A 16,784-nucleotide genomic window follows, 5' to 3' on the forward strand; every position below is an offset into this window, starting at 1 on the left:
TGAACGGTGTCAGCGACCGGTACGGACTAGAAGTCCATGCCGCCCGTGGGGTCGGCCGGAGCCGGAGCGTTCTTCTCCGGCTTCTCGGCGACGACGGCCTCCGTGGTGAGGAAGAGACCGGCGATCGACGCGGCGTTGAGCAGCGCGGAACGCGTGACCTTCACCGGGTCGTTGATGCCCGTGGCGAGCATGTCGACGTACTCACCGGTCGCGGCGTTGAGGCCCTGACCTGCGGGGAGGTCGCGCACCTTGGCGGCGACGACGCCCGGCTCGAGACCGGCGTTGAGCGCGATCTGCTTGAGCGGGGCCTCGATGGCGACGCGGACGATGTTCGCACCCGTCGCCTCGTCGCCCGTGAGCTCGAGCTTCTCGAAAGCGGTCTTGCCGGCCTGGATGAGCGCGACGCCACCACCGGCGACGATGCCCTCCTCGACGGCGGCCTTCGCATTGCGGACGGCGTCCTCGATGCGGTGCTTGCGCTCCTTGAGCTCGACCTCGGTCGCCGCGCCGGCCTTGATGACGGCGACGCCGCCGGCGAGCTTCGCGAGACGCTCCTGGAGCTTCTCACGGTCGTAGTCGCTGTCCGTGTTCTCGATCTCCTTGCGGATCTGAGCGACACGGCCGTCGATCTGTTCCTTGGTGCCGGAGCCCTCGACGATGGTCGTCTCGTCCTTGGTGATGACGACCTTGCGAGCGCGACCGAGCAGGTCGAGCGTGACGTTCTCGAGCTTGAGGCCGACCTCTTCCGAGATGACCTGACCGCCCGTGAGGATCGCGATGTCCTGGAGCTGAGCCTTGCGGCGGTCTCCGAAGCCCGGAGCCTTGACGGCGACCGACTTGAAGATGCCTCGGATCTTGTTGAGGACGAGGGTCGCGAGAGCCTCGCCGTCGACATCCTCGGCGATGATGAGGAGCGGCTTGCCCGAGTCGATGACGAGCCCGGCGATCGCCTGGATGTCCTTGATGTTCGAGATCTTGGAGTTGGCGATGAGGATGTAGGGGTCCTCGAACACCGTCTCCTGGCGGTCCGTGTCCGTGACGAAGTAGGCGGACAGGTAGCCCTTGTCGAAGCGCATGCCCTCGGTGAGCTCGAGCTCGGTGCCGAACGTGTTCGACTCCTCGACCGTGACGACGCCTTCCTTGCCGACCTTGTCGATCGCGTCGGCGATGATCTCGCCGATCTGCGAGTCCGCAGCGGAGATGGCGGCGGTCGCAGCGATCTCCTCACGCGTCTCGATCTCCTTGGCGGAGGCGAGGAGCTCGGAGCTGACGGCGGCGACGGCCTTCTCGATGCCCTTCTTCAGGCTGATCGGGTCGGCTCCGGCCGCGACGTTGCGCAGCCCCTCGCGGACGAGCGCCTGGGCGAGGACGACCGACGTGGTCGTTCCGTCTCCGGCGACGTCGTCCGTCTTCTTTGCGACCTCCTTGACCAGCTCGGCGCCGATCTTCTCGTACGGGTCGTCGAGCTCGATCTCCTTGGCGATGGACACGCCGTCGTTCGTGATCGTGGGGGCGCCCCACTTCTTCTCGAGTACCACGTTGCGGCCGCGCGGGCCCAGCGTGACCTTGACTGCGTCAGCGAGCTGGTTGAGTCCACGCTCGAGGCCGCGTCGGGCCTCTTCGTCGAAAGCAATGATCTTTGCCATGCGGTTTTTCGTCCCTCCCGGACGTTGTGAACGTTTTAGCACTCAGATATCACGAGTGCTAACACGATTCTGGCACTCTCGATCAGCGAGTGCAAGCCAGCGGAAGGGCGATCACGGCGGCACTCGCGAGCGGAAACGACGAACGCCGCCGACCCTGAGGTCGACGGCGTTCGCAGGGCTCTCACCCCTTTCGGTGTCTATGCGAGACGGACCGACTCGGCTTGGGGACCTTTCGCACCCGTCCCCACCTCGAAGACGACCTGCTGGCCTTCTTCGAGGACCTTGTAGCCGCTCATGTCGATCGCGGAGTAATGGACGAAGACGTCCTGTCCTCCACCGTCCACGGTGATGAATCCGTAGCCCTTCTCAGCGTTGAACCACTTCACGGTTCCGTTCGCCATGCCTTACTCCCATGTTGCTGTGTCTCACGGCACTCGACTGTTGCCTATGCCGGGTCTGCCGCCGAGCGACGATCATGCGTGCGGCGCCGTCGTCGAACGGAGAGTGCAGCATGTGCGACCACTTCCAGATAGTAGCCATGGGGCCCCGCCACGTACACGGAAAATCTGAAATGGTTACAGACCCTCAGCACCCCGGAAACGTGCGGGAAACACACATCGCGGGCAACGACCCCTCGGGCCATGCGAGAGCGATGCCGGAGCCCGATGCAAGCGTGTCAGAGGGCTCAGCCGGCGGCGGGAGGCGTGTAGTCGCCGCCCAGGACGACGACGAGCTGAAGGATCGGTTCCTCACCATCCTCCACGGGGATCGCGAACTCGTCGGAGAGCGTGATGCGGCCCACTCCGAGTCCTTCGGCGAGACCGCGGGCCGCGCCCTCCTGCGACGGGTCCTGGTAGTACACCGTCGTCGTCTCGACCGAGTCGTCGTCCGCATTGCTCACGGCGATGTTCTGCGACCAGCCCGCCGCGGAGAGCTGCTCGACTGCCTCGGCGGCGAGCCCGCTCGTCGACGTCCCGTTGAGCACCGTCACCATGGCCTCGGGGTCCACGACCGCCGGGGACGGAGCAGGGGTCGACGGCGCCTCGGACGCCGCTTGCGACTCCTCCTGCTGCGGGAACACCGCATCGAGGTCGAGGCGGTTCGTGATGAGCTGCAGGCCGACGATGCCGATCACCACGAGGACGACCGTCGCCGCGGCCGCCCAGGCGAAGCCCCGCAGGCGGCGTCCGCGCGGTTCGGGTGCACGGTGGGCACCGATCCGCACGGAGCCCGATGGACCCGTCACGTCGAAGCGGTCCTGGGGGTGGGTGGGGCTCATTGCGTTGGCGACATCTTCCGGATCGTCGCTCCGCGAGCGGTCAGCTCGAGGAGCGGGGAGTTGAGCGTGCTGCTCGGGCGGCGGATCGAGCGTCACGGAGGCGTTGCAGCCTCTTCACGAGCATCGGATCGTAGACGAGGGCCTCGCGACGGTCGATGAGCGCACCGAGAACTTGATAGTAGCGGGCCGATGACAGCGCGAACTCGGAACGGATCGCGTCCTCCTTGGCGCCGGCGTGCTTCCACCACTGCCGCTCGAAGTCGAGGATGGCGCGCTCGCGGTCGTCGAGGGCGTCGGCGCCGCGCTCGTCCGCCGGCCCGCCGGTCGTCTCTCTCGCGGCCATCTCGCCCTCCTCTCGGCCACATCCTAACCACGCGACATGTCCGGGAAGTTTCCGTCGGCGGCTCGTCGCCGAGTCCGTGTCCTTCCATGACGCACGGGGACCAACGCCGCCGTCGTGCTGTTGAATGGAGGAGGACACGAGGGAAGGACGACGATGGCCAACGAAGTGAAGAAGAGCGACGCCGAATGGCGTGCCGAGCTGACGCCCGAGCAGTACGCCGTGCTCCGCGAGTCGGCGACGGAACGCGCATGGACGGGCGAGCTCCTCGACGAGAGCAGGGCAGGCCTCTACACGTGCGCGGCGTGCGGAGCGGAGCTGTTCAAGAGCGGGACGAAGTTCGACTCGGGCTGCGGCTGGCCGAGCTTCTACGAGTCCGTCGACCCCGAAGCGGTCACCCTCATCGAGGACACCTCCCTCGGGATGGTGCGCACCGAGGTCCGGTGCGCCGCGTGCGACTCCCACCTCGGGCACGTCTTCGACGACGGCTTCGGCACCCCGACGGGTGACCGGTACTGCATGAACTCGCTCGCGCTCGGCTTCACGCCCGCCGCCGAGTGAGCGGCTCGTCGGAAAGCGACCGCGAGAACCGCACGCCCGCGACGTTCGAGACGGTGCTCGAGGCCGTCGCGTCGCGCCGGTCGTGGTCGAGCGTCACTGACGACGCACCGACGCACGAGGAGCTCGCGCGCATGGTGGCCGCCGCCGGCCGCGTCGCCGACCACAGCTCTCTCCGCCCATGGCGCCTCATCGAGATGAGAGGCGACGCGCGGCTTCGGCTCGCCAAGGCGATCGCCAAGGCGTCGAAGGACCGCAAGCCGTCGGACAAACCCCTGCGAGCGCCGCTCCTGATCGCTGTCGTCGTGACGGAGCAGAAGTCGCACAAGGTGCCGCGCTGGGAGCAGGAGGCCGTGGCGTCGGGGGTCGCCCACACACTGAGTCTGCTGCTCGACGCCGCCGGTTGGGGCGTGTTCTGGCGCACCGGGTGGTACACGCGAAGCAAACCGATGCGGAAGGCGCACCGCCTCGCGAAGAACGAGGAACTGCTCGGCTGGCTCTACGTCGGCGGCGTCCCGGAGCGGAAGCGCTCCGGCCCGCGACGTCCGGTCGAGCCGGAACGGTTCATCACCGTCCTCTGACGCTCGTCGCCGAACGCGCGAGTCGCATCAGCGCCGACGGACGCTCGCGATCGCCACGGCGACGAGGGCGAGCGCCGCCCCGGCCACGGTGGTCCAGTGCACTCCCCCGGCTCCGGGCACGACGAGGTCGAGAACGACGGCGCCGACGAGCTGACCGGCCACCGTCCCGAGACCGAGGACGAGCAGCCCCGTGTGCGCGACGAGGAACGCCGAGACACCGATGAAGACGCAGCCGATCGCGCCGCCGATGTACAGGATCGGGTCGGTGGGGAGCGCCTCGGGGAGGCCGGCGGCGGCGAAGTGCACGAGCATCGCGACGACGAGCACGACCGTCCCGACCGTGAAGTTGATGAACGTCGCGGTGAGCGCGCTCGAGGACAGCTGACGCACGCGACCGTTGACCGCTTGCTGCCATCCGATGCCGATGCCGCCGAGGAGCGGCATGATCAGGAGGAGCAGCGGCTTGTCGCCGCCGAACTCGGTCGACACGGCCCAGCCGACGGCCACGAGGGCGAGCACCGATCCGATGACGCGCGCCGGCTCGAAGGGGACGACGCCGTGTGGTCCGAACCCGATCCGGTCGAGCAGAAGCGATGACAGAGTCTGTCCCGCGACGATGGCGACGGTGAACAGGGCGACGCCGAGCGCCGCCGCCGCGAGCCCCTGGGACAGGACGAGGAAGGCCCCCGCCGCTCCCCCGGCGACTGTCCACCAGGGCACCGTCCTGTTCCGGAGGGCGTCGACGACGCGCCCGAGGCCCCGCCGACCCGTCGGCGAGAACGCCATGACGACCGAGAGGATCACGAGGCCCGACCCGAACGACACGGCTGCGGCGGCGAACCCGTCGTCGAGCGCCGTGCCGAGGGATCCGTTGATGCGCGCCTGGACGGCCACGAACGTTCCGGTGATGACGGCGAGGACGAGCCCCAGCCACTGCGGGAACGCCCGCTTCTCTGCTTCGGCCATGCGTCGGCGGCCCGTCCTTTCCTCGAGAGGCGTTCGTGCCCCGCGTCGCTCCTCGACCTCAGACGGCGGCCGCGCGCAGCTCTCCGAGCAGTCGCTCCACTCGTGACTTGATGTCGTCGCGGATCACGCGGACCTCGTCGAGCGACTTGCCCTTCGGATCGTCGAGCTCCCAGTCCTCGTAGCGCTTGCCGGGGAAGATCGGGCAGACGTCGCCGCAGCCCATCGTGATGACGGCGTCGGACTCCCGCACCTGCTCCGTCGTCATGAGTTGCGGGACGGCCTGGGAGATGTCGATGCCCTCCTCGGCCATCGCCGCGACGGCGATCGGGTTGATGCTGTCGCCGGGCTCCGATCCCCCGGAGCGCACCTCGACGGCTCCGCCGGACAGCTCTCGCATGTAGCCGGCGGCCATCTGGGAGCGGCCGGCGTTGTGGATGCAGACGAACAGAACCACAGGCTTCTCGGGCATCGCGGTGATCCTCATTCCCAGGGGGTCCGATGTCGGACATGGAGCCGACTGCGGGACTCGAACCCGCAACCTACGCTTTACAAGAGCGTTGCGCTACCAATTGCGCCAAGTCGGCCGACGACCACCCATCCTAGCCACTCGTGAGCGGCCGGACGAACGGACCGATCAACCCTCCGGCTGCTCCGTCGGGCCGGGAGTCGGAGTCGGGGTCGGCGTCGCCGTCGAGTAGCTCTCGCTCGACGCCTGGAGGACGAACGCCCGGAACTCCTCCGTGTCCTCGAGCGATCCGGTGTACTGCCGCCCGTTCACGAGGATCGTCGGAGTCGCCTCGACCTTCGAGATGTTCGCATCGGCCAGCGGCCCGGTCGTCGCCCGCGTCGTCGCGGACTCGACCCAGCCGGCGAAGTCCTGATCCTCGATGCAGTCCTCGACGTCCGAGGCGCCGGCGGTCTCGGCGAGGGCGACGAGTTCGTCGTCGGTGAGTCCCGGCGTCCCTTCGGCGGGCTGATCCGCGAAGAGCGCGGAGTTGAAGGCCCAGAAGCTGTCAGGGGCCGAGTCGGCGACGCACGCCGCCGCGTTGGCCGCGCGCAGCGAGTACTGGGTACCGGCTGAGCGTCCCGCGAGGATCGCGATCGGATGGATCTCCATGGTCGCGGCGCCCGAGTCGAGGAGGGACTCGATCTGGTCGGCGTTCGCGCGTTCGAAGTCTCCGCAGAAGGGGCAGAGGTAGTCGACGTACACCCGGATCTGTGCCACCGCCGGGTCCTCGGCCGTGGGCACGGGCTCGGCGCCCGCCTGAAGCGCATCGGTCCGCTGGGCGACGAGGCCCTGTCCGATGACGATGCCGTCGCTCGCCATGTTGGCCGGCCCCTTCGTCGCGGGGCGGATCGACGAGACGACGATCACCGCGACGATCGCGACGACCGCGAGCACGGCGACGATGATGCCGCCCTGAAGGAGGACGCGATTGCGGATCTCCTTGCGCCGCTGGGCGGCGCGGAGCTCCTTCGCCTTCTCTCGGGCGGCCTCGCGGCGGTCGTTCTTGCTCACGGGCGTGTCGGGAGCGGCAGGTTCTCCGGTGGTCATGGATCCTCGCTTTGACGACGTGACAGAGATGCGCGCCGATGCCCGATCGGGCCCGGCGCTCCTATCGATAGTAGGCCCGCGGCCTGAACGCGAGCCACGTCCCCCCTGAGCGCCGCCTCCGACCGCATCGCCCGGGCCGTGACGGCCGCTTCCCGCGTGTCCCCTCCCCGGGGGGAAGCGTGACATACTGGGGGAGCGCGACGAAGACGACGCGTGCGTTGCCGTACCCGGTCGAAGCACCCGCTTCATCGGCGGCCGCGCTTCCATTCACTCGGATCGTCCGGCACGTACCTGCCGGTGAAGGAGAAGACAGAACATGTCATCAGTCACGTTCGACAACGCCACGCGGCTCTACCCCGGTGGCACCCGCCCCGCGGTCGACAAGCTCAACCTCGACATCGCGGACGGCGAATTCCTCGTCCTCGTCGGCCCGTCCGGCTGCGGAAAGTCGACCTCGCTGCGTATGCTCGCCGGCCTCGAAGAGGTCAACGACGGCCGCATCCTCATCGGCGACCGCGACGTCACGGACGTCCCGCCGAAGGACCGCGACATCGCGATGGTGTTCCAGAACTACGCGCTCTACCCGCACATGACCGTCGCCGAGAACATGGGCTTCGCGCTCAAGATCGCGGGTGTCGGCAAGGAGGAGCGCGCGACGCGTGTCCTCGAGGCCGCCAAGCTCCTCGACCTCGAGCAGTACCTCACGCGTAAGCCGAAGGCGCTCTCCGGTGGTCAGCGTCAGCGCGTCGCCATGGGCCGCGCCATCGTCCGTCAGCCGCAGGTGTTCCTCATGGACGAGCCGCTGTCGAACCTCGACGCCAAGCTCCGTGTCCAGACCCGTACGCAGATCGCGTCGCTCCAGCGCCGCCTCGGCGTCACGACCGTCTACGTCACGCACGACCAGACCGAGGCCCTCACCATGGGCGACCGCATCGCGGTCCTCAAGGACGGCCTCCTCCAGCAGGTCGGAACGCCCCGCGACCTCTACGAGGCCCCGCAGAACGTCTTCGTCGCCGGCTTCATCGGCTCCCCCGCCATGAACCTGTTCACGGCCGACCTCGCCGAGGGTGGCGTCAAGTTCGGTGCGAGCGTCGTTCCCGTCGACCGCGACATCCTCAGCTCCACGACCGGCAAGCAGGTAACGGTCGGCGTTCGTCCCGAGGACATCGTCGTCTCGACCGACCCCGGAGCGGGCCTCGAGGTCGTCGTCGACCTCGTCGAGGAGCTCGGCGCCGACGGCTACCTCTACGGCCACTCGGAGGTCGACGGCAAGCGCACCGACGTCGTCGCCCGCGTCGACGGCCGCCTGCACCCGTCGATCGGCGACACGGTCCACCTCGTGCCGGCACCGAACCACATCCACGCGTTCGACGTGGAGTCGGGCGAGCGCCTCAACAAGGCCATCGTCAGCGCCTGACGCTCGGCCTTACGGAACGACGCCGGTCGGCGCGGCTCAGGCCCGCCGACCGGCGTTCTCCTTTTCCCCGACGTCGGTCCCCCGCACTCCACGAAAGCGACGCCCTGACATGAGCGCATCCCTCAGCATCACCTCCGCGACGGTCGATCCCGCGCTCCTCGACCTCCCGTGGAACCTCCCGCTCGACGAGTGGCCGAGCGAGACCATCGCCTCGCTGCCGAAGGGCATCTCCCGCCACCTCGTGCGTTTCGCCTACCTCTCGGGCTACGTCATCGCGGTCAAGGAGACGACGACAGAGATGGCGCGGGGCGAGTACGACATGCTGCGTACCCTGCAGCGCCTCGACATCCCGTGCGTCGATCCCCTCGCGGTCGTCGCGGGACGGATGGACGACGACGGGAGCCCGCTCGCCTCGGTCCTCGTGACCCGTCACCTCAAGTTCTCCCTGCCCTATCGCGCGCTGTTCTCGCAGATGCTCCGCCCCGACACCGCGACCCGGCTCGTCGACGCCCTCGCCGTCCTCCTCGTCCGGCTGCACATCGTCGGGTTCTTCTGGGGCGACGTCTCCCTCTCCAACACACTGTTCCGGCGCGACGCCGGAGCCTTCGCCGCGTACCTCGTGGACGCGGAGACGGGCAAGCTGTTCGACGGCGGCCTCTCGAACGGCCAGCGTGAGAACGACCTCGAGATCGCGCGCGTCAACATCGCCGGAGAGCTCATGGACCTGCAGGCGGGCGGCCGCGCCGACGAGGAGCTCGATCCCGTCGAGGTGTCGAACGGCATCGTCGCGTCCTACCGCTCGCTCTGGAAGGAGCTCACCGGGTCAGAGGTCTTCGCCTCGAGCGACCGCTGGCGCATCAACGAGCGGGTCCAGCGGCTCAACGACCTCGGCTTCGACATCGAGGAACTCGCGATCCGCACCGACGAGGGCGGAACGACGGTGCGCATCCAGCCGAAGGTCGTGGACGCCGGGCACCACCAGCGGCGCCTCATCCGTCTCACGGGCCTCGACACGGGAGAGAACCAGGCGAGACGCCTCCTCAACGACCTCGACTCGTACTCCGCCTCCCTCAGCCGTGACGGTCACGAGGTCGACGAGGAGCAGGTCGCGCACGAGTGGCTGATGCGCGTCTTCGAACCCGTCGTGACCTCGATCCCTCGCGACCTGCGCGGGAAGCTCGAGCCGGCCGAGGTCTTCCACCAGCTGCTCGAGCACCGCTGGTTCATGTCGCAACGCGAGCAGCGCGACGTCCCCCTCGCCGAGGCGCTGACGTCCTACGTCAACGATGTACTGCGGCACCGGCGCGACGAGGCGACCGTCATCAACCCGCCCACCGAGTCGATCGCGGTGCCGGTCGATCTGGCCGAGGACGACGACGACGTCGATTGGCGCGAACGCGTCTAGAGACGACGTTCCCGCGGGCGCTCGAGGAGTCGAGCGCCCGCGGGAACGTCAGGACCGGCGTCAGCGAGCGGTGGCGCGGGCGCGGGCCGTCGAGATCTCGTAGAGGGTCACGGAGGCGGCGATCCCCGCGTTGAGCGATTCGGTGTCCGCACCGATCGGGATGGAGACGATCGCGTCGCACGTCTCCGTGACGAGCCGCGAGAGTCCCTTGCCTTCGCTACCGACCACGACGACGAGCGGACGGTCCGCGAGGTCGAGGCCCGGGAGGTCGACGTCGCCGCCCCCGTCGAGACCGATCACGAACGCCCCGGCCTCCTTGAACGCCTTGAGCGTCTGCGTCAGGTTCGTCGCCATCGCCACGGGCACGCGTGCCGCTGCACCGGCCGAGGTCTTCCACGCCGACGCCGTGACGCCGACGGAGCGACGCTGCGGGACGATGACGCCCTGTCCACCGAAGGCCGCCGTCGAACGGATGATGGCGCCGAGGTTCCGGGGATCGGTGATGCCGTCGAGCGCCACGAAGAGCGGTGTGCGGCCGGATTCGAGGACGCTCTCGAGCAGGTCGACGGGGTGCGCGTATTCGTAGGGCGGCACCTTGAGTGCGACGCCCTGGTGGACGCCGTCCGGTCCGGCGAGCCGATCGAGCTCCGGCCTCATGACCTCGAGAATCGGGACGCCGCGCTTCGTGGCGATCTGGAGGATCTCCTTGACGCGATCGTCGACCTCGATACGAGCGGCGATGTGGAGGGCCGTCGCGGGGATCTTCGCTCGCAGCGCCTCGACGACGGCGTTGCGTCCCGTGACGATCTCGACGTCGTCCTGCTTGCGCGCCTTCCGCTGCTGATCCTGTCGGCGCGATTGCGGCGAGCTCGCCGCGGTCGCGGCACCACGACCGCCGCCGCGGCCGCCGCGCGCCTGCTCCAGACGCTCCTGAGCGGCCTTCCGCTTGCCGGCGGGGTGGTACGGTCGGTCTTCCGCCTTGGGCGTCGGCTTCTTGCCTTCGAGCGCTTGCCGTCCGTTGCCGCCCGTGCCCTTGAGGGGGCCCTTCTTCGTCTTCCGCACAGCACCTGCGCGGTTCTTACCTGCTGCCATCGATGCTCCAGTGTGTGCCTGAGGGGGTGTCTTCGATCACGATGCCGACGGCGGACAGATCGTTGCGGATCCGATCGGCCGTCGCGAAGTCCTTGTTGCCGCGCGCCACGCGGCGTTCCTCGACGAGGCGCATGACGAGGGCGTCGAGCGCTCGCTCCGTCGAGCCGTCGCCGCTCGTCGAGCGCCACTCGGGGGATCGCGGGTCGATCCCGAGCACCTCGGCCATCGCACGGACCTCGGCCTCGGCGACCGCCGCGGCGTGCACGTCGTCGGCGTCGATCGCCTGGTTGCCGGCCCGGACGGTGTCGTGGAGAACCGCGAGCGCCTGGGGAACGCCCAGGTCGTCGTCGAGCGCGTCGGCGAAGGCCTGCGGGACCGCGGGAAGGATGCCGCCCTCGAAGCGCGTCCCGGAGACGCGCCGCTCCGCGCGCTCGAGGAAGCTCTCGATGCGGTCGATCGCCGCCTCGGCGTCCGCGAGGGCGCCGTCGTGGAAGTCGATCGTCGACCGGTAGTGCGCAGACGCGAGAGCGTAGCGGACGGCGATGGGTCGTGCGGACGCGAGCAGGTCCGCCGCGAAGATCGAGTTGCCGATCGACTTCGACATCTTCTGTCCGCCGACGTTCACGAGACCGTTGTGCACCCAGTAGCGCGCGAACGGGAAGCCGGCGGCCGTCGACTGGGCGAGTTCGTTCTCGTGGTGTGGGAAGCGCAGGTCGAGCCCGCCGCCGTGGATGTCGAACTCGTCTCCGAGGTAGCGCCGCGACATCGCGGAGCACTCGATGTGCCAGCCCGGGCGGCCGTCGCCCCAGGGACTCGACCACACCGCGGACGCGGGTTCCTCGGGCTTCGCGCCCTTCCAGAGGGCGAAGTCGTGCGGGTCGCGCTTTCCGCGCGGGTCCGCGTCGGTCGCCGCCTCCATCGCGTCGACGCGCTGCCGCGTGAGCTCGCCGTAGGACGGCCAACTCGTCACGTCGAAGTAGACGTCTCCCGAACCGTCGCTCGCGGGATACGCGTGGCCGCGCTCGACGAGCCGCTCGATGATCTCGTGCATCTGGGGCACGCTCGCGGTGGCCCGCGGCTCGTAGCTCGGCGGGAGGATGCCGAGGGCGCGGTACGCGGCCGAGAACTCGAGCTCCATGCGATACGCGAGAGCCCACCACTCCTCCGAGTCGCTCGCGTTCTGCAGCACCTTGTCGTCGATGTCGGTCACGTTGCGCACGAGGGTCACGGAGTAGCCGGAGACGCTCAACCAGCGCCGCAGGAGGTCGTAGACGAGAGCGGAGCGGAGGTGCCCGATGTGGGGAGAGGACTGCACGGTCGGACCGCAGACGTACATCCCGACGGAGCCGGGGACGAGCGGGACGAAGTCGCGCAGCGTCGCCGTGCGAGAGTCGTGGAGTCGGAGTGTCACGGCCCCAGCCTATTCGAGGACGTCGTCCCGCTGTGATCTCACGAGCGCCGACGCGATCGCCGTGACGCCCTCACCTCGTCCCGTGAACCCGAGACCGTCGGTCGTCGTCGCCGTGATGCTCACGGGAGCCCCGACCATGGCGGTCATCATCCGTTCGGCCTCGAGCCGTCGCGGCGAGAACCGCGGGCGGTTGCCGACGAGCTGCACGGAGACGTTGACGGGCGTGAAGCCGGCCCGCCGCAGGGCCTCGACGGCCGCGCGCACGAAGACGTCGCCGGCCGCACCGGCGAAAGCCGGGTCGTCGGTGCCGAACATTGCACCGATGTCTCCGAGGCCCGCAGCGCCGAGGAGCGCGTCGACGATCGCGTGGGCGACGGCGTCGCCGTCGCTGTGTCCTGCGAGCGCCCGCTCCCCCGGCCAGTCGAGTCCGGCGAGACGGAGCGTGCCGTCACCGCCCGTTCCGTGCACGTCCACTCCGACACCCGTGCGGAGCCCGCCCGCGTCGAGGAGGAGTTCCGCGCGGCGGAGGTCCCAGCGTGTGGTGATCTTGAATGCGCGCTCGTCCCCCTCGACGATCCGGACGGTCCCACCGAGTGCGGCGACCGTCGCGGCGTCGTCGGTGTGTTCGTCCGAGACGTCGGCGTAGGCGCGCTCGAGGAGGTGACGAGGGAACCCCTGCGGGGTCTGGACGGCGCGCAACCGGTCTCGGTCGACGGTTCCGAGGACGAGCCCGTCCGTCGCGACCTCTTTGACGGTGTCGACGACGGGCAGCCCCGGCACCACCGCCTCACCCGTCGACGCCACCGCGTCGGCGATCATCGTGAGAAGCGAGGGCGGTGTGAGCGCGCGAGCGGCGTCGTGCACGAGGACCGTCACGACCGACGGCAGGAGGACCGCGAGTCCGGCGCGGACGGAGGCGGTGCGCGATGGTCCCCCGGGCACGATGGTGAGCGCGTCCGCTGCGACTCCCACGGCACGTTCGGACACCTGCCGCGCCTCGGCCATCCCCGACGGCGGCGCCACGACGACGATCTGGACGCCGCGTGGCATTCCCAGGACGCCGTGGAGGGCCCGCTCGAGGATCGTTGCCCCACCGAGGGGCACGAGAGCCTTCGGTCGCCCGAGGGCGAGACGTGTGCCGTCTCCCGCGGCGACGACGACGACAGCGGTATCCGGCTCGACGCTCATGCTCCGACAGTACCCGGATGGCTGCGTCGTGCCGTGCTGACGGTCCCCACCGTTCACCGCCGACCGCTGTCGGTTAAACGACATCGCCGCCGGCGAACCGGCGGCGATGGGAGTCTCAGGAGGCGAGGACCTCGTCGAGGACCGTCGAGGCCTTCTCCTCGTCGGTCTTCTCCGCGAGAGCGAGCTCCGACACGAGGATCTGACGAGCCTTCGCGAGCATGCGCTTCTCACCGGCGGAGAGGCCGCGGTCCTGGTCACGGCGCCACAGGTCGCGGACGACCTCGCTCACCTTGATGACATCGCCGGACGCGAGCTTCTCGAGGTTGGCCTTGTAGCGCCTCGACCAGTTCGTGGGCTCCTCGGTGAACGGCGCCCGCAGAACGTCGAAGACGCGCTCGAGGCCCTCCTTGCCGATGACGTCTCGTACGCCGACGAGGTCGACGTTCTCGGCCGGAACCTCGATGACGAGATCACCCTGCGTGACGTGGAGCTTCAGATAGAGCTTCTCCTCGCCCTTGATGACCCGAGTCTTCACTTCCGCGATCGTCGCGGCTCCGTGGTGGGGGTAAACGACTGTCTCGCCAACCTCAAAAAGCATGGAATAGTATCCCTTCAGCGTCTCCCAGGATACCACAGGCGTCTCGGAGTAAGGTCCGCCTAACCAGCGCCGTCCCGCGGCGACGCTAGGCTAGTGTCGACAACCGAACCGATGCACGCCGGTCCGCCGAGCGCTGCGTCCCTTCCGCTGGAGGCACCCCTGTGAGAACTCGCGCCCGCATCACCGCGTCGATCGTCCTCGCGGCGGCCGTCGCCCTCGGCACGACCTCGTGCAACCTGTTCGCACCGCAAGCGACGCTCAAGGTCTACGACCCGAGCGACGGCGTGAGCGCGACGGTCGGCGAGATCGCGGTGCGCAACGCCATCGTCTTCGCCGACGGCGAGGACACGGGCTTCCTCCTCGCGACCGTCATCAACAAGGGCAGCTCCCCCCACGCGCTGTCCATCCAGGTCGGCTCGGGCGAGGACCGCCAGGAGTTCACCGTCACGGTCGACGGCGGAACGACGACCACGTTCAGCGCCGGCGACGAGCAGCGCCTCGAGCTCGACCCGCTCGGAGCCGAGCCCGGGTCGATCGTGCCCGTGTTCTTCTCCTACGGACGCGAAGAAGGCGACGAGGCGGCGGTGCCCGTGCTCGAGCAGGACACCTTCTCCGAGTACGCGACCCTCACCCCGACACCGGTCCCCTCGGAGTAGTCCCCGTACGACGACGACGGCCATGCTGTGCACCGAGGTGAGCGGCATGGCCGTCGTCGCAGCCCGTGAGGATCAGGGCTCGAAGCGGTACCCCAGCCCGCGCACCGTCACGAGCATGACGGGCTCCGACGGTTTCTCCTCGATGCGCGAGCGAATGCGCTTGATGTGGACGTCGAGCGTCTTGGTGTCCCCGAAGTAGTCGCTCCCCCACACCCGGTCGATGAGCTGACCGCGGGTGAGCACGCGACCGGCGTTGCGGAGGAGGAGCTCGAGCAGCTCGAACTCCTTGAGCGGCATCGACACCTCCTCGCCGCGCACCGTCACGGTGTGGCGGTCGACGTCCATCTGCACGGTGCCAGCCTCGAGGAGCGACTCCGCCTCGTCGACGTCGGGACCGCGGCGTCGAAGGACCGCGCGGACGCGAGCGAGCAGCTCGCGCGTGGAATAGGGCTTCGTCACGTAGTCGTCGGCGCCGAGCTCGAGCCCGACCACGATGTCCACCTCCGAGTCCTTCGCCGTGAGCATGATGATCGGCACGGTCGACACGGCGCGGATCTGCCGGCACACCTCCGTGCCCGGGATACCGGGGAGCATGAGGTCGAGCAGCACGAGGTCGGCGCCGTGGGTCACGAAGTCGTCGACGGCCGTCGGCCCGTCCGCGGCGACCCGCACCTCGTAGCCCTCGCGTCCGAGCAGGTAGGCCAGGGGTTCGCTGAGGGATTCTTCGTCCTCGACGAGCAGGATGCTGGTCATCGCGAGACCTTTCTCTTGGATCGTCCGCTGGAGGCTGTGGCGTCCTGCGGTGCTTGCGGCAGACGGATCGTGAAGGTCGAGCCCCGGCCGAGCTGGGACCACACCTTCACCTCTCCGCCGTGGTTCTGGACGGTGTGCTTGACGATGGCGAGGCCGAGCCCTGTGCCGCCGGTGCGGCGGGATCGGGCCTCGTCCACCCGGAAGAAGCGTTCGAAGACGCGCTCCTTGTCCTCGTCGGCGATACCGATCCCCTGGTCGGTGACGGCGATCTCGACGGCGCCGTCTACCCCGCGTGCCCCGACCCCGACGCGCCCGCCCGGAGACGAGTACGCGATGGCGTTGGTGATGAGGTTGTGGACCGCGACGATGAGCAACGGCTCGTCCCCGTACACCGCGAGGCCCTTGGCGCGGGCCCCGACGAGTTCGATCCCCGATGACTCGGCGAGGACGCGACTCTGATCGATGGCCGCCGCGACGATGTGGTCGACATCGATGAGCTCCGGCCGGGCGAGGGCATCGGCGGCCTGGAGTCGCGAGAGCTCGATGATCTCCGCGGTGATCTTCGCGAGGCGAGCAGCCTCAGCGCTCATCTTCGTCGCGAATCGGCGGACCTGGTCGGGATCGTCGGCGGCCGACTGCAACGCCTCGGCGAGCAGCCCGACCGCGCCGATGGGGGTCTTGAGCTCGTGGCTGATGTTCGCGATGAAGTCGCGCCGCACCTCGTCGAGACGCTTCGCCTCGGTGATGTCCTCGGCGAGGACGAGGATGAACCGCGTGCCGAGACGGGCGGCGCGCACGCGTATCGTCGCGTTCGCCTCGCCGAAGCGACCCTTCCCGAGCTCGAGCTCCATGACCGCGCGTTCACCCGTCGATCGGACCGAGATCGCGAGGCGGTCGATCTCCTCGTGGACGAGCACACCACCGCGGACGAGCCCCATCGCGACCGCTCCCGGCGAGGCCTTCACGACGTTCGCGGAGGGGTCGAGGACGATGCCCGCGCTCTCGAGCGCGTCGAGGATCTGGTCCACTCCGTCGGGTACTTTCGGCGACGCGACGTTCGCCACACGTTCACTCCGGCGGAACGCCAGGTACACGAAGCTCGTGAATGCGGCGCCCATGAGGGCTCCGAGAGCCACGGCGGCGAGCACCACCCAAGGGGACTCCATGAGACTAGATTAGAGGCACGCTGTGAAGACGATCGGACCACGGCCCCCGGAATTGCGCGGGTCGTCCTGGAGTGTTCATCGTCCCGGCACCGTCCGTTAACCTTCCGACGGCATCGTTGACACGACGGCGTGGCCGACGAATCGAGCGTCAGCGCCCGCACCCGAACGAGAGA

18 protein-coding genes and 1 tRNA gene are annotated in these 16,784 nt (G+C 69.0%); 5 read left to right on the top strand and 14 right to left on the bottom strand.

The genetic code is table 11. From position 1 onward, the window contains the following. Window positions 1-26 precede the first annotated feature (26 nt). The 4 genes from groL to ELQ90_RS10775 form a co-directional block, all read right to left on the bottom strand. Window positions 27-1,646 carry a chaperonin GroEL gene (groL, locus tag ELQ90_RS10760; RefSeq protein ID WP_128495291.1) on the bottom strand — a complete coding sequence of 540 codons (1,620 nt, stop codon included), beginning with the start codon at window positions 1,644-1,646 and terminating at the stop codon, window positions 27-29. A 197-nt stretch (window positions 1,647-1,843) separates the two neighbouring features. Next, window positions 1,844-2,047: a cold-shock protein gene (locus ELQ90_RS10765; protein WP_128495292.1), complete on the bottom strand. Its 204-nt coding sequence runs from the start codon at window positions 2,045-2,047 to the stop codon at window positions 1,844-1,846. A gap of 284 nt (window positions 2,048-2,331) precedes the next feature. After that, entirely contained in the window at window positions 2,332-2,925 is a 594-nt protein-coding gene (locus tag ELQ90_RS10770) for a LytR C-terminal domain-containing protein (protein ID WP_128495293.1), read from the bottom strand. A gap of 40 nt (window positions 2,926-2,965) precedes the next feature. Continuing rightward, window positions 2,966-3,268: a DUF3263 domain-containing protein gene (locus ELQ90_RS10775; protein ID WP_128495294.1), complete on the bottom strand. Its 303-nt coding sequence runs from the start codon at window positions 3,266-3,268 to the stop codon at window positions 2,966-2,968. A 153-nt stretch (window positions 3,269-3,421) separates the two neighbouring features. Here ELQ90_RS10775 and msrB point away from each other — a divergent pair, with 153 nt between their 5' ends. Beyond that, a complete protein-coding gene (msrB, locus tag ELQ90_RS10780; protein WP_128495295.1) occupies window positions 3,422-3,826 on the top strand; it encodes a peptide-methionine (R)-S-oxide reductase MsrB in 405 nt (134 codons plus the stop codon). Then, window positions 3,823-4,404, top strand: coding sequence for a nitroreductase family protein (locus tag ELQ90_RS10785; protein ID WP_243696136.1), 582 nt, complete (start codon window positions 3,823-3,825; stop codon window positions 4,402-4,404). The genes msrB and ELQ90_RS10785 overlap by 4 nt, the downstream gene beginning before the upstream one ends. A 27-nt stretch (window positions 4,405-4,431) precedes the next feature. On the opposite strand, the gene ELQ90_RS10790 is transcribed toward ELQ90_RS10785, so the two are convergent. From ELQ90_RS10790 to ELQ90_RS10805, 4 genes are all read right to left on the bottom strand, one after another. Beyond that, entirely contained in the window at window positions 4,432-5,370 is a 939-nt protein-coding gene (locus ELQ90_RS10790) for a DMT family transporter (protein WP_128495296.1), read from the bottom strand. Between the two features lie 58 nt (window positions 5,371-5,428). Next, window positions 5,429-5,839 carry an arsenate reductase ArsC gene (locus tag ELQ90_RS10795; RefSeq protein ID WP_128495297.1) on the bottom strand — a complete coding sequence of 137 codons (411 nt, stop codon included), beginning with the start codon at window positions 5,837-5,839 and terminating at the stop codon, window positions 5,429-5,431. A gap of 39 nt (window positions 5,840-5,878) precedes the next feature. Further along, window positions 5,879-5,954 (bottom strand) — tRNA-Thr (locus tag ELQ90_RS10800). A 50-nt stretch (window positions 5,955-6,004) separates the two neighbouring features. After that, on the bottom strand, window positions 6,005-6,925 hold the full coding sequence (locus ELQ90_RS10805; RefSeq protein ID WP_128495298.1) for a DsbA family protein: 921 nt from the start codon (window positions 6,923-6,925) through the stop codon (window positions 6,005-6,007). 316 nt (window positions 6,926-7,241) lie between these two features. Between ELQ90_RS10805 and ELQ90_RS10810 the strand changes: the two genes are divergently transcribed. Both ELQ90_RS10810 and ELQ90_RS10815 read left to right on the top strand, forming a co-directional pair. Then, window positions 7,242-8,342, top strand: coding sequence for an ABC transporter ATP-binding protein (locus ELQ90_RS10810; RefSeq protein WP_128495299.1), 1,101 nt, complete (start codon window positions 7,242-7,244; stop codon window positions 8,340-8,342). 109 nt (window positions 8,343-8,451) lie between these two features. Next, window positions 8,452-9,747: a DUF4032 domain-containing protein gene (locus ELQ90_RS10815; RefSeq protein ID WP_128495300.1), complete on the top strand. Its 1,296-nt coding sequence runs from the start codon at window positions 8,452-8,454 to the stop codon at window positions 9,745-9,747. Window positions 9,748-9,807: 60 nt separating this feature from the next. On the opposite strand, the gene rlmB is transcribed toward ELQ90_RS10815, so the two are convergent. From rlmB to ELQ90_RS10835, 4 genes are all read right to left on the bottom strand, one after another. Next, entirely contained in the window at window positions 9,808-10,839 is a 1,032-nt protein-coding gene (rlmB, locus tag ELQ90_RS10820) for a 23S rRNA (guanosine(2251)-2'-O)-methyltransferase RlmB (RefSeq protein ID WP_128495301.1), read from the bottom strand. Beyond that, window positions 10,826-12,250, bottom strand: a complete 1,425-nt coding sequence (gene cysS, locus ELQ90_RS10825; protein WP_128495302.1) for a cysteine--tRNA ligase — start codon at window positions 12,248-12,250, stop codon at window positions 10,826-10,828. Before cysS ends, rlmB begins: the two co-directional genes overlap by 14 nt. 9 nt (window positions 12,251-12,259) lie before the next feature. Then, window positions 12,260-13,438 carry a 2-C-methyl-D-erythritol 4-phosphate cytidylyltransferase gene (gene ispD / locus ELQ90_RS10830; protein WP_128495303.1) on the bottom strand — a complete coding sequence of 393 codons (1,179 nt, stop codon included), beginning with the start codon at window positions 13,436-13,438 and terminating at the stop codon, window positions 12,260-12,262. A 115-nt stretch (window positions 13,439-13,553) separates the two neighbouring features. Next, complete coding sequence (locus tag ELQ90_RS10835) at window positions 13,554-14,036, bottom strand: CarD family transcriptional regulator (protein ID WP_128495304.1); 483 nt, start codon at window positions 14,034-14,036, stop codon at window positions 13,554-13,556. 161 nt (window positions 14,037-14,197) lie between these two features. Here ELQ90_RS10835 and ELQ90_RS10840 point away from each other — a divergent pair, with 161 nt between their 5' ends. After that, window positions 14,198-14,692, top strand: coding sequence for a hypothetical protein (locus ELQ90_RS10840; RefSeq protein WP_128495305.1), 495 nt, complete (start codon window positions 14,198-14,200; stop codon window positions 14,690-14,692). A 72-nt stretch (window positions 14,693-14,764) separates the two neighbouring features. On the opposite strand, the gene ELQ90_RS10845 is transcribed toward ELQ90_RS10840, so the two are convergent. Continuing rightward, the gene (locus tag ELQ90_RS10845; protein WP_128495306.1) at window positions 14,765-15,445 is read right to left on the bottom strand and encodes a response regulator transcription factor; all 681 of its coding nucleotides are present in this window, start codon (window positions 15,443-15,445) and stop codon (window positions 14,765-14,767) included. Beyond that, entirely contained in the window at window positions 15,442-16,611 is a 1,170-nt protein-coding gene (locus ELQ90_RS10850) for a sensor histidine kinase (RefSeq protein WP_128495307.1), read from the bottom strand. The genes ELQ90_RS10845 and ELQ90_RS10850 overlap by 4 nt, the downstream gene beginning before the upstream one ends. Window positions 16,612-16,784 lie beyond the last annotated feature (173 nt).

Source organism: Labedella phragmitis (assembly GCF_004078635.1).
GTDB classification, from domain to species: domain Bacteria; phylum Actinomycetota; class Actinomycetes; order Actinomycetales; family Microbacteriaceae; genus Labedella; species Labedella phragmitis.

Bases quoted from the DNA above. Each gene is read 5' to 3' on its own strand.
- groL (WP_128495291.1), bottom strand. From the start codon at position 1,646: ATGGCAAAGATCATTGCTTTCGACGAAGAGGCCCGACGCGGCCTCGAG.
- ELQ90_RS10765 (WP_128495292.1), bottom strand. From the start codon at position 2,047: ATGGCGAACGGAACCGTGAAGTGGTTCAACGCTGAGAAGGGCTACGGA.
- ELQ90_RS10770 (WP_128495293.1), bottom strand. From the start codon at position 2,925: ATGAGCCCCACCCACCCCCAGGACCGCTTCGACGTGACGGGTCCATCG.
- ELQ90_RS10775 (WP_128495294.1), bottom strand. From the start codon at position 3,268: ATGGCCGCGAGAGAGACGACCGGCGGGCCGGCGGACGAGCGCGGCGCC.
- msrB (WP_128495295.1), top strand. From the start codon at position 3,422: ATGGCCAACGAAGTGAAGAAGAGCGACGCCGAATGGCGTGCCGAGCTG.
- ELQ90_RS10790 (WP_128495296.1), bottom strand. From the start codon at position 5,370: ATGGCCGAAGCAGAGAAGCGGGCGTTCCCGCAGTGGCTGGGGCTCGTC.
- ELQ90_RS10795 (WP_128495297.1), bottom strand. From the start codon at position 5,839: ATGCCCGAGAAGCCTGTGGTTCTGTTCGTCTGCATCCACAACGCCGGC.
- ELQ90_RS10805 (WP_128495298.1), bottom strand. From the start codon at position 6,925: ATGACCACCGGAGAACCTGCCGCTCCCGACACGCCCGTGAGCAAGAAC.
- ELQ90_RS10810 (WP_128495299.1), top strand. From the start codon at position 7,242: ATGTCATCAGTCACGTTCGACAACGCCACGCGGCTCTACCCCGGTGGC.
- ELQ90_RS10815 (WP_128495300.1), top strand. From the start codon at position 8,452: ATGAGCGCATCCCTCAGCATCACCTCCGCGACGGTCGATCCCGCGCTC.
- rlmB (WP_128495301.1), bottom strand. From the start codon at position 10,839: ATGGCAGCAGGTAAGAACCGCGCAGGTGCTGTGCGGAAGACGAAGAAG.
- ispD (WP_128495303.1), bottom strand. From the start codon at position 13,438: ATGAGCGTCGAGCCGGATACCGCTGTCGTCGTCGTCGCCGCGGGAGAC.
- ELQ90_RS10835 (WP_128495304.1), bottom strand. From the start codon at position 14,036: ATGCTTTTTGAGGTTGGCGAGACAGTCGTTTACCCCCACCACGGAGCC.
- ELQ90_RS10845 (WP_128495306.1), bottom strand. From the start codon at position 15,445: ATGACCAGCATCCTGCTCGTCGAGGACGAAGAATCCCTCAGCGAACCC.
- ELQ90_RS10850 (WP_128495307.1), bottom strand. From the start codon at position 16,611: ATGGAGTCCCCTTGGGTGGTGCTCGCCGCCGTGGCTCTCGGAGCCCTC.